9 protein-coding genes are annotated in these 8,938 nt (G+C 60.7%); 4 read left to right on the top strand and 5 right to left on the bottom strand.

The window, feature by feature from the left end:
* Positions 1–196: 196 nt before the first annotated feature.
* The 3 genes from xopAW to ACWR1S_RS30105 form a co-directional block, all read right to left on the bottom strand.
* The gene (gene xopAW / locus ACWR1S_RS30095) at positions 197–1,051 is read right to left on the bottom strand and encodes a XopAW family type III secretion system calcium-binding effector (RefSeq protein WP_454566047.1); all 855 of its coding nucleotides are present in this window, start codon (positions 1,049–1,051) and stop codon (positions 197–199) included.
* Positions 1,052–1,283: 232 nt separating this feature from the next.
* Positions 1,284–2,330: a sensor histidine kinase gene (locus tag ACWR1S_RS30100; protein ID WP_454566048.1), complete on the bottom strand. Its 1,047-nt coding sequence runs from the start codon at positions 2,328–2,330 to the stop codon at positions 1,284–1,286.
* Positions 2,330–3,079 carry a response regulator gene (locus tag ACWR1S_RS30105; protein WP_016983639.1) on the bottom strand — a complete coding sequence of 250 codons (750 nt, stop codon included), beginning with the start codon at positions 3,077–3,079 and terminating at the stop codon, positions 2,330–2,332. The genes ACWR1S_RS30100 and ACWR1S_RS30105 overlap by 1 nt, the downstream gene beginning before the upstream one ends.
* Positions 3,080–3,375: 296 nt before the next feature.
* Here ACWR1S_RS30105 and pyrF point away from each other — a divergent pair, with 296 nt between their 5' ends.
* A complete protein-coding gene (gene pyrF / locus ACWR1S_RS30110) occupies positions 3,376–4,074 on the top strand; it encodes an orotidine-5'-phosphate decarboxylase (protein ID WP_185036818.1) in 699 nt (232 codons plus the stop codon).
* A gap of 125 nt (positions 4,075–4,199) precedes the next feature.
* On the opposite strand, the gene ACWR1S_RS30115 is transcribed toward pyrF, so the two are convergent.
* Both ACWR1S_RS30115 and ACWR1S_RS30120 read right to left on the bottom strand, forming a co-directional pair.
* A complete protein-coding gene (locus ACWR1S_RS30115) occupies positions 4,200–5,204 on the bottom strand; it encodes an NADP-dependent oxidoreductase (RefSeq protein WP_454566049.1) in 1,005 nt (334 codons plus the stop codon).
* The gene (locus tag ACWR1S_RS30120; RefSeq protein ID WP_454566050.1) at positions 5,201–5,338 is read right to left on the bottom strand and encodes a hypothetical protein; all 138 of its coding nucleotides are present in this window, start codon (positions 5,336–5,338) and stop codon (positions 5,201–5,203) included. Before ACWR1S_RS30120 ends, ACWR1S_RS30115 begins: the two co-directional genes overlap by 4 nt.
* 104 nt (positions 5,339–5,442) lie before the next feature.
* Between ACWR1S_RS30120 and ACWR1S_RS30125 the strand changes: the two genes are divergently transcribed.
* From ACWR1S_RS30125 to ACWR1S_RS30135, 3 genes are all read left to right on the top strand, one after another.
* Positions 5,443–6,204 (top strand): SDR family oxidoreductase, encoded by a 762-nt coding sequence (locus tag ACWR1S_RS30125; RefSeq protein ID WP_016983635.1) that lies wholly within the window; start codon positions 5,443–5,445, stop codon positions 6,202–6,204.
* 190 nt (positions 6,205–6,394) lie between these two features.
* Complete coding sequence (locus tag ACWR1S_RS30130; protein ID WP_454566051.1) at positions 6,395–7,795, top strand: aminotransferase-like domain-containing protein; 1,401 nt, start codon at positions 6,395–6,397, stop codon at positions 7,793–7,795.
* Positions 7,796–7,904: 109 nt separating this feature from the next.
* Positions 7,905–8,938, top strand: a 1,034-nt coding sequence (locus ACWR1S_RS30135; RefSeq protein WP_454566052.1) for a methyl-accepting chemotaxis protein, incomplete at its 3' end; no start/stop codon positions are given.

Raw genomic sequence — 8,938 nt, forward strand, 5'->3', positions numbered from 1 at the left:
TGTGTTGTGGCTACCCCTCACCCCAGCCCTCTCCCGAGGGAGAGGGAGCCGATTTTCGGGTGTTTCAAAACCTGAGTTCAACGCGGTATTGCACGTCGGCGTACTTCTACCAAACCACTCGGTCAGTTCCCTCTCCCTCTGGGAGAGGGTTAGGGTGAGGGGCTTTTGATTGTCCGCGGCAAATAATGGCGTCGACTCAAGTCGCCACATTCAAATACTTGCCCACCGGCGCTGCGCTTTCGAGCGAGTACTGCTTGCTCAAATTGGCAATCATGCGATTCAGTGCTTCTGTCGTGCTCTGCGTCGATGCCGTCTGTTCTTCGTCCGGTCGTTCACGCCCGGCCTGTAACGCCGTTTTCAGCTCATCGCTGCTGACACCGCCACTGCTGTCGCTGTCGAGTACTTTGAGCAGTGCCGCGCTGGTGTCGGTGCTGGTCGATGAGGTGCTGTCGCTGGTTTGCAGCGCGCTGCTGAGTTCGGTCGCGGTCACGCTGCCGTCGCCATCGGCGTCGAGTTGGCTGAACAGTTCGTCGCTATTGATGTGTGGCGGCGGCGGAGGGGGCGGGGTCAGGCTGGCGGTGAGTTCGTCCTGGCTGACGGTGCCGTCCTTGTTTTTGTCCAGTGCCGAGAAGAGTTCGTTGCTGTCGGTAGTGTTGCCGGCGCTGGTCAGGCCGCTGCTCAGTTCGTCGCTGCTGATGGCGCCGTCGCCGTCGGTGTCGAGGGCGCTGATCAGGGCGTCGGCCAGTTCGGTGGTGGGGGCCTGGTCGCCGGGTGGTGGCGGTGGGGGCGCCATGGCGGTCATTTCTTCGGCGCTGAGGCTGCCGCTGTCGTCGCTGTCGAGATCGCCGAATTGCTTGCTCAGGTTGACCAACAGGCCGTCGTCGGACTTCTGCGACAGAGCACTTTTCAGTTCGTCCTGGTCCACCGCGCCGTCGCCGTTGCTGTCGAGTTTGGCGAACAGTTCTTTTTGCAGTTGCTGGCTGCGGGCGTTTTGCGTGGAGGTGCTGCTGGTGCTGGTATAGCTCGTGTAGTTGCTGACGCTACCGATCATCGGACTCACTCCCTGGAATGGAAAACCGGTGGGCGTACCGGCTTATGCAGCGTCAGGGCGCGAGTTGTCCGGGGTATGTGGGGTTTGTACCGGTGGGTACACAGACTGAAATTTCACCTCCACCCCCTGTAGGAGTGAGCCTGCTCGCGATAGCGGTGTGTCAGTCAAAGCAACTCTCACAGATAAACCGCTATCGCGAGCAGGCTCACTCCTACAAGGGGATGTGTGTTTCTCAGGGGCGCGGCAGGCGAATGATGGCGGTCAGGCCGCCGCCGGGGGTTTCTTCGAGGTTGAGCTGGCCACCCAGACGTTGCGCCGCCTCGCGGGCAATGGTCATGCCCAGCCCCACACCGCCGGAATTGCGATTGCGCGAGCCTTCCAGCCGATAAAACGGCTCAAACACCGCTTCACGCTTGTCCTCGGCAATCCCCGGGCCTTGGTCGATCACACGGATCAGCAGTTGCTCGCGCTGATCCTGCAACTCGATGCGCGCCTGGCCGGCATAACGCAGGGCATTGTCCATCAGGTTATTGAGGCACGAACGCAGCGCCATGGGCTGTACTGGCAGCGGTGCGCAATGACCACTGACCTGCACGTCCGCGCCTTGGTCCTGAGCGTTTTCACAGAGCGACTCTACCAACGCCTGCACATCCATCAATTGCAAGGCTTCGCTGGTGCGTTGTTCGTGCAAGTAGGTGAGGGTGGCGTCCAGCATGCCGATCATGTCATCCAGATCCTGACGCATCTGGCCCTGCAGCTTTTCATCGCTGATGTTTTCCAGGCGCAGTTTCAGCCGTGACAACGGTGTGCGCAGATCATGGGAAACCGCACCGAGCATCCGCGCGCGCTGCTGCACCTGTTCGCGAATGCGCCGTTGCATCAGGTTGAAGGTATACGCGGCTTGTCGTGCTTCGCGCGGGCCGGACTCGTCGAGCGGCGGGCTGTCGAGGTCTTCGCTGAGGCGTTCGGCGGCGTCGCTCAAACGCTGGATCGGACGACTGAGCAGTTTGGCGCCATACCACGCCGCGATCATCAGCGTGATGAACTGAAAGGTCAGCGGCACCACCGGGCCACCGAACCACGGACGCGGTGGCCGAGGCGGATAACGCGGGTCCTGCGAGGGTTGCCGTTCCGCGCCTTGGGAAAACTCCTGAGGCGGCGGGGGCGGAGGCGGGCCGTAGAGGTGGAACCAGGTGAAAGCCAGCAGGTGCGCGAGGACGATCGCCACGAACAGCACGCCAAACAGGCGGCCGAACAGCGTGTCGAAGCGCGCCCGCATCAGCCGATGTCTCGCGCGTCGAACAGGTAACCCTCACCGCGTACGGTTTTGATCAACTGTGGCGCTTTCGGGTCGTCGCCGAGTTTCTGCCGCAGGCGCGACACCAGCAGATCGATGCTGCGGTCGAAGGCTTCGATCGAACGACCGCGGGCCGCGTCGAGCAATTGTTCGCGGCTGAGCACCCGGCGCGGACGTTCGATAAACACCCAGAGCAGACGGAATTCGGCGTTGGACAGCGGCACCACCAGGCCGTCGTCGGCGATCAATTGGCGCAGAACACTGTTCAAGCGCCAGTTGTCGAAACGGATGTTGGCGCGTTGTTCGGTGCGGTCATCGCGCACCCGACGCAGAATCGTTTGAATGCGCGCGACCAGTTCGCGCGGTTCGAACGGTTTGGCCATGTAGTCATCGGCGCCCAGTTCCAGGCCGATGATACGGTCGGTCGGCTCACAGCGAGCGGTGAGCATCAGGATCGGGATGTCCGATTCGGCGCGCAGCCAGCGGCACAGCGACAAGCCGTCTTCGCCGGGCAGCATCAGGTCCAGCACGACAACATCGAAATGCTCGGCCAGCAGCGCCTGACGCATCGCCGCACCGTCGGTGACGCCGCTGGCGTGGATATTGAAGCGCGCGAGGTAATCGATCATCAGCTCGCGGATCGGCACGTCATCGTCGACGATCAGCGCGCGAATGCTCCAGCGCTTGTCGTCTTTAGGCTCATCCGTCGCGGTCATTTGGGTGTTGTGCATGAGGCTGTTCATCTGCCAGTAGGCCGCCAACCACAAAAGATGGGCTGCGAGGTGGTGGTTTCAGCATAGGCGTCCAGCCGCGAGGCGGGAAGTGCTGATGTAAGGACGTGTTGCGGCTGGCGAGGCTAGCGCGGGTGCTTGTTGCTGGCGTGTCGGCTGTGTATCGGAGTCGACACAATAGCAGCGAGCGCTATGCTGATCACGGTTGGCGCGACGATTTACCGATCATCGGGTGCCGCGCCGCCGCCGGTTCCGCTACAATGCGCGCCGATTTCGACCTGCCTGAGAGCCCATTCATGTCCGCCTGCCAGACTCCTATCATCGTCGCCCTGGATTTCCCCACCCGTGACGCCGCACTGAAGCTGGCCGACCAGTTGGACCCGAAACTGTGCCGGGTCAAAGTGGGCAAGGAACTGTTCACCAGTTGCGCCGCAGAAATTGTCGGCACCCTGCGTGACAAGGGTTTTGAAGTATTCCTCGACCTGAAATTCCATGACATTCCCAACACCACCGCGATGGCGGTGAAGGCCGCCGCCGAGATGGGCGTGTGGATGGTCAACGTGCATTGCTCCGGCGGCCTGCGCATGATGGCCGCTTGCCGGGAAGAGCTGGACAAGCGCAGCGGCCCGCAACCGTTGTTGATCGGCGTGACCGTGCTGACCAGCATGGAGCGTGAAGATCTGGCCGGTATCGGTCTGGATATCGAACCGCAAGAACAAGTGCTGCGTCTGGCCGCACTGGCCGAAAAGGCTGGGATGGACGGTCTGGTGTGCTCGGCGCTGGAAGCCACGGCACTGAAAACCGCGCATCCGTCGCTGCAACTGGTGACCCCGGGGATTCGTCCGGCCGGCAGTGCGCAGGACGATCAGCGCCGCATTCTGACTCCGCGTCAGGCGCTGGATGCCGGTTCCGATTATCTGGTGATTGGCCGTCCGATCAGCCAGGCGGCGGATCCGGCCAAGGCGCTGGCGTCGGTTGTAGCCGAAATCGCCTAAGCAAACAGCGCAAAACCCTGTAGGAGTGAGCCTGCTCGCGATAGCGGTGTATCAATCAACGAGGATGTTGACTGATACACCGCTATCGCGAGCAGGCTCACTCCTACATTTGTTTTGTGGTGGCCTTAAACCTTCAACACCAACTTGCCAAAGTTCTCGCCGCTGAACAGTTTCATCAGCGTCTCCGGAAAGGTCTCCAGGCCTTCGACGATATCTTCCTTGCTCTTGAGCTGCCCCTTGGCCATCCACCCGGCCATTTCCTGCGCCGCACTGGCGTACTGCGCCGCGTAATCCATCACCACAAAGCCTTCCATCCGCGCCCGATTGACCAGCAGCGACAGATAGTTGGCTGGGCCTTTGACCGCTTCCTTGTTGTTGTACTGGCTGATCGCGCCGCAGATCACCACGCGCGCCTTCATGTTCAAGCGGCTCAGCACCGCATCGAGGATGTCACCGCCGACGTTGTCGAAATACACGTCGACGCCTTTCGGACATTCGCGTTTAAGCCCGGCCACGACGTCTTCGGACTTGTAGTCGATGGCGCCGTCAAAGCCCAACTCGTCGATGAGGAATTTGCATTTGTCAGCACCGCCGGCAATGCCGACCACGCGGCAGCCTTTGATCTTGGCGATCTGCCCGGCAATGCTGCCCACCGCACCCGCTGCACCGGACAGCACAACGGTGTCGCCAGCCTTCGGTGCGCCGACATCGAGCAGGGCGAAGTAGGCGGTCATGCCGGTCATGCCCAGCGCTGACAAATACACCGGCAGCGGCGCCAGTTTCGGATCGACCTTGTAGAAACCTCTTGGCTCACCGAGGAAATAATCCTGCACGCCAATGGCTCCGTTGACGTAGTCCCCGACCGCAAAGCCGGGATTGTTCGAAGCAACGACTTTGCCGACGCCCAGCGCACGCATGACTTCGCCGATGCCGACCGGCGGGATGTAAGACTTGCCTTCGTTCATCCAGCCTCGCATGGCCGGGTCGAGGGACAGGTATTCGTTCTTGACCAGAATCTGCCCCGCCGCCGGCTCGCCGACCGGTACTTCCTGATAAGTGAAGGTCTCGCGGTTGGCCGCACCCACCGGGCGTTTGGCGAGCAGGAACTGGCGATTGGTCTGGTTGGTCATGACAGGCACTCGAACGGAATGAAGCCTTGTTGATAGTCCTTCATTGGCGATGTCGCAAGGTTGGCTGATGCGGCGAATGCACGCCGATCCAGTCCAGTGATAATCACCGGCAGGGTTTTATCACTGCGACGCATGGGCACCTAAACAGCCACTGGATAGTGCTGACGCTCGGCAGACCGCAGTGGCTATGCTGCCGAACTACCAATCCCCCTGCATCTATCCCTTCGAGGACATAACAATGAGCATGACGTTTTCCGGTCAGGTTGCCGTAGTCACCGGCGCGGCCAACGGCATTGGCCGTGCGACCGCGCAGGCGTTCGCCGCCGAAGGTCTGAAAGTGGTGGTTGCCGATCTGGACGCAGCAGGGGGCGAAGGCACGGTGGCGCTGATTCGTACAGCCGGTGGCGAAGCAACCTTCGTGCGCTGCAACGTGACCGTCGAAAGCGAAGTGAAAAATCTGATGGACGAGGTCATCAATACTTACGGCCGTCTGGACTACGCCTTCAACAATGCCGGCATTGAAATCGAAAAAGGCAAACTGGCCGACGGCTCGATGGATGAGTTCGACGCGATCATGGGGGTCAACGTCAAAGGCGTCTGGCTGTGCATGAAGTATCAACTGCCACTGTTGCTGGCGCAGGGCGGCGGGGCGATCGTCAACACCGCCTCGGTAGCGGGACTGGGGGCGGCGCCGAAGATGAGCATCTACGCGGCGTCGAAGCATGCGGTGATTGGCTTGACCAAATCGGCGGCCATCGAATACGCCAAGAAGAAAATCCGCGTCAACGCAGTGTGTCCAGCGGTGATCGATACCGACATGTTCCGCCGCGCTTATGAGGCCGACCCGAAGAAGGGCGAGTTCGCCAATGCCATGCACCCGGTCGGTCGTATCGGCAAAGTCGAGGAAATTGCCAGCGCCGTGTTGTACTTGTGCAGTGACGGTGCTGCCTTTACCACCGGCCATTCGCTGGCAGTGGATGGCGGCGTCACCGCATTCTGAGCAAAGCACAATCAAAACAGCCCGCATTCGTTGCGGGCTTTTTTGTGGATCACGGTCAGTTCCGTGAAGTCCCTTAAACAATGTGTATCAAACGGTTAGAACGGTCGCTTTTGGCGGCGTTGTCGCACAGCCTGTCCGGCGCGGCTGTGATTTACTGCCGCCAGCAAAACGGACAGGAGTTTGCTTGCTCATGGAATTGAGAATTGATCGACAGGCAATGGTGCCGGTCGTGCAGCAGATTGTTGACGGGCTGACGGAGTGGATCCTGCAGAATGGTGTACCGCCGGCCACTCGCTTGCCCTCCGTGCGGCAAATCGCCCGGGGCAATCTGCTCAGTCAGTCGTGTGTTGTCGAGGCGTGTGAACGGCTGGTATCGCAGGGCGTGCTGAGTTCATGCCAAGGCACCGGGTTCAGTGTCGCCGCCGCGCGGTCGAGCCTGGGCGCAGAGGATGAACTGGCGCCATTCGAGGGCCGGTTTGCCTGGTGCGATGCCGTGTGCGAGGCCGCAGGGGCGGTGAAACTGGGGGCCGGTGGACTGCCGCAAAGCTGGCGTGAGCCTGATGATCTCAGCTATGCGTTGCGCGAAGTGGCACGTACCGACATGGCCAGTCTGTTCAATTACGGTACGCCCCTGGGTCTTCCAGCGCTGCGCGAGCAAATCGTCAAACGCCTGAAGCTGCTGGGTATCGAAGCCCGCAGTTCGCAGTTGCTGAGTACCAGCGGCGCGAGCCATGCGCTGGATCTGATCGTACGCACCCTGTTCAAGGCGGGAGACTGCGTGGTGGTCGAAACGCCCGGCTATGCGCCGCTGTTCGATCTCCTGCGTCTGCATGGCGTGCACATGCTTGAAGTGCGTCGAACCCCGAACGGGCCGGATATCGAAGCGCTGGAGGCGTTACTGCAAAAGTTTCGGCCTGGCGCACTTTTTATTCACAGCCATCACCACAACCCCACGGGCAGTTGCCTGTCGCCGAGCGTGGCGCAACGCATCCTGCAACTGGGCAAAGCCTATGACTTGCGCCTGATCGAAGACGACGTCTATGCGGATTTGCACACGGGCAACGGTACGCGATTGGCGGCGCTGGACGATGAGGGGCGCGTCATTTACGTGGGCAGTTTTTCCAAGACGCTGAGCAGTTCGCTGCGGGTCGGGTTCGTCTTCGCCGACAGCGAAATTGTCAGGCGGCTGGCGCAGGTCAAGATGATCAGCGGTTTGGGGGCTTCGAGGTTTTCCGAAGCGGTGCTGGCCAGTCTGATGGTCAGTGGTGCTTACCGAAAACTGGTGCAACGTCAGCGTCAGCGTTTGAATGCCGATCGGGCCGCCGCATTGCAGGCGCTCGAGGACGCCGATTGGGAGGTGTTCGGCAAGCCTGCAGGCGGGCTGTTTATCTGGGCGCGCTCACGCATGACCGACCAGGTTCGGGTGCGTCGTCAGGCTCAACGTTGCGGCGTGTTGTTGTCAGCGCCTGATGCGTTCAGCCCCAGTGGCGAGCCGGGCGACTGGCATCGCATCAACGTGGCCTACGCCTGCGATCCGCGGGCTCGGCAGTTTTTCCGCAACACCGGTTCGGATCGACCTCAAGTGTTCTGAAAACGACGCGGGCGTAGCTTTTTGCCATTATTCCGACGCCAGAGACTTGTGCCGGCGGATGGCCGTTGCGACTCTTCGCTCTACTGACAATGGCAGGGGACTATGCGCAATGATTTCGGCCATGCAAGGACGTTTCGCCAACCTCGGTATGGCGAAAAAACTGGGTATCGGGTTTGTACTGGTCTTGCTCCTCACCGCGCTGGTGGCAGCGATAGGCGTCTGGTCCCTGCAAACCATCAGTCAGCGTTTCGACGGGCTGAAACAGATGTCTTCGCTCAACAGCAGCCTGCTCAACGTGCGCCTGCTCGAGCAGGAGTATGCCTTGCGAGGCGATCCGAAAACGGCCGATGCCTTGCGTAAGGGCGTCGACGAACTGGTTACTCTGGCTGATCAGCTCAAGGCGCAGTCGGTGGCGAATGTGCCTGTCATGAATGATGTGCAGCAGTCGTTGGGGGCCTATCGCAAGGCGTTTGACGAGTTTGTGTCGTTGACTCAGGCCAAGGATCTTGCGCTGGAAATGGCCAGTTGGTCGGTGTCCAGTGTCGCCAACAACCTCGACGTGTTGCAGGCCGGGCTTGCCGACGACGGTGCTTATACCTTGAAGGACACCGAGGGTAAGGATGGGGCGCAGTTCATTGAGCAGGCCAGTCAGGTCAGTCAGGTGTCGCGGTTGATGCTGCAAGCGATGAACGAAGCGCGGATTCGCCTCGATCAAAGCCGCAAGGGCGACGCCGACAGTGCTGGCAAGGGCAATATTGAACAGGCCGCACAGGCTCAGGCCCAGGCCGAAGAACTTAAAACTGCGGTCAAGGATGAGGGTTACCTGACTGTACTCAATGAGGTGTCCGGGCATATCGCCGGTTTCAACGACAAACTGGCCGAGTACACCGGCTTGCTCGCCCAGGAAAAAACCGTCTACGAGCAATTGCACCAGCGCGCCAACGAAGTGGTCGAGCGGGTGAATCAGGCTTATGTCGCTGAAGATGGCGCGATGCAGGCGGAACTGAAGAAAAACTCGCTGCTGATCATGGGTTCATCGGTGTTGGCGTTGCTCGTCGGGTTGCTCGCTGCGTGGCTGATCACCCGACTGATCGTCGCGCCATTGCGCAGCGTGATTCAGGTCGCGCAACAGATTGCCGCCGG

The organism is Pseudomonas sp. AIG, from assembly GCF_977020205.1.

Excerpts from the sequence above, each read along its gene's own strand:
- xopAW (WP_454566047.1), bottom strand. The coding sequence starts at position 1,051 with ATGATCGGTAGCGTCAGCAACTACACGAGCTATACCAGCACCAGCAGC.
- ACWR1S_RS30100 (WP_454566048.1), bottom strand. The coding sequence starts at position 2,330 with ATGCGGGCGCGCTTCGACACGCTGTTCGGCCGCCTGTTTGGCGTGCTG.
- ACWR1S_RS30105 (WP_016983639.1), bottom strand. The coding sequence starts at position 3,079 with ATGCACAACACCCAAATGACCGCGACGGATGAGCCTAAAGACGACAAG.
- pyrF (WP_185036818.1), top strand. The coding sequence starts at position 3,376 with ATGTCCGCCTGCCAGACTCCTATCATCGTCGCCCTGGATTTCCCCACC.
- ACWR1S_RS30115 (WP_454566049.1), bottom strand. The coding sequence starts at position 5,204 with ATGACCAACCAGACCAATCGCCAGTTCCTGCTCGCCAAACGCCCGGTG.
- ACWR1S_RS30120 (WP_454566050.1), bottom strand. The coding sequence starts at position 5,338 with ATGCGTCGCAGTGATAAAACCCTGCCGGTGATTATCACTGGACTGGAT.
- ACWR1S_RS30125 (WP_016983635.1), top strand. The coding sequence starts at position 5,443 with ATGAGCATGACGTTTTCCGGTCAGGTTGCCGTAGTCACCGGCGCGGCC.
- ACWR1S_RS30130 (WP_454566051.1), top strand. The coding sequence starts at position 6,395 with ATGGAATTGAGAATTGATCGACAGGCAATGGTGCCGGTCGTGCAGCAG.